The sequence below is a fragment of the Phytoactinopolyspora endophytica genome (genome assembly GCF_004138495.1).
GTDB lineage: Bacteria > Actinomycetota > Actinomycetes > Jiangellales > Jiangellaceae > Phytoactinopolyspora > Phytoactinopolyspora endophytica.
In genome coordinates this window covers 221,477-222,570 of the sequence record NZ_ML142860.1, presented here as the reverse complement: position 1 = coordinate 222,570, position 1,094 = coordinate 221,477, and the positions used below count along the sequence as shown (strand labels likewise).

At 68.1% G+C, this 1,094-nt stretch carries 2 protein-coding genes; both read right to left on the bottom strand.

The genetic code is table 11. The annotated features are described in order from the left end of the window. Positions 1-539, bottom strand: a 539-nt coding sequence (locus tag ELR45_RS22230) for a response regulator transcription factor (RefSeq protein ID WP_240760037.1), incomplete at its 3' end; no start/stop codon positions are given. Beyond that, on the bottom strand, positions 536-1,094 hold a 559-nt coding region (locus ELR45_RS38730; RefSeq protein WP_240760035.1), incomplete at its 5' end, for a sensor histidine kinase. The genes ELR45_RS38730 and ELR45_RS22230, both read right to left, overlap by 4 nt.

Here is a 1,094-nt window from a genome sequence, read left to right as displayed (position 1 = left end):
ACCAGCTGTTCGGCGACCTCGTCGTTCGACAGTCCGCTGGCCACCAGGACCATCACTTCGCGTTCACGTTCGGTCAGGTCGTTCAGCCGTGGATCCGCCACCGGCGCCTCTCTGCGCCCCGCGATCTCGGAGATCAGGCGCCGCGTCACCGACGGTGCGATCAGCGCATCCCCTCGTGCGACCACGCGCACCGCGTGGATCAGCTCCAACGGCTCAGTGTCCTTCACCATGAATCCGCTGGCGCCGGCCCGCAGTGCGCCGTATACGTAGTCGTCGAGGTCGAAGGTGGTCAGGATAACGACCTTCACCTCCGCGAGCTCCTCCGAGGCGACGATCTGTTTGGTCGCCTCCAAGCCGTCGACGTCCGGCATCCGGATGTCCATCAGGACGACGTCGGGCCGCAGCTCCCGGGTGAGCCGTACGGCCCCGGCACCATCGGAGGCCTCCCCGACCACGGTGATGTCGTCCTCGCCCTCGAGGATCGACCCGAAACCGGCCCGGACCAACCGTTGATCGTCCGCGAGCAGCACCCGGATCATCGTGTCTCCCTCAGTGGCAGCCGTGCACGAACTTCGAACCCGCCGCCGGGAGCCGGCGCGGCGTGCAGCTCTCCGCCGACGGAAGCCGCCCGCTCCTTCATGCCCAGAATGCCGCTGCCCTGCGCCATCGTCTCCGCCCCACCATGCCCGTCGTCCTCGATCTCCAGGACGACGTCGTCGTCGGAGTACCGGATCCGAACCATAGCCGACGTCGCGCCCGAATGCCGTGCCACATTGGTCAGCGCCTCCTGCACGATCCGGTAGGCGGCCAGGTCCACGGCAGGCGACAACGGCACGCTCGGCTCCGAGCCGATCTCCGCCCGGACCGTCAGATCCGATGTCTCCGAGCGGCTCACCAGCTCCCGCACCCTGGACAGACCCGGCGCCGGAGCCGTCGGAGCCTCCTCGTCCACCTGCCGTAGCACCCCCAGCGTGGTGCGCAATTCTTGCAGAGCCTCCTGGCTGCTCTCCTTGATCGTCGTCAGCGCCTCCCCCGCCCGTGCCGGATCCTTCTCCATCCGATGCAGCGCGGCACCCGCCTGGACATTGATCAAC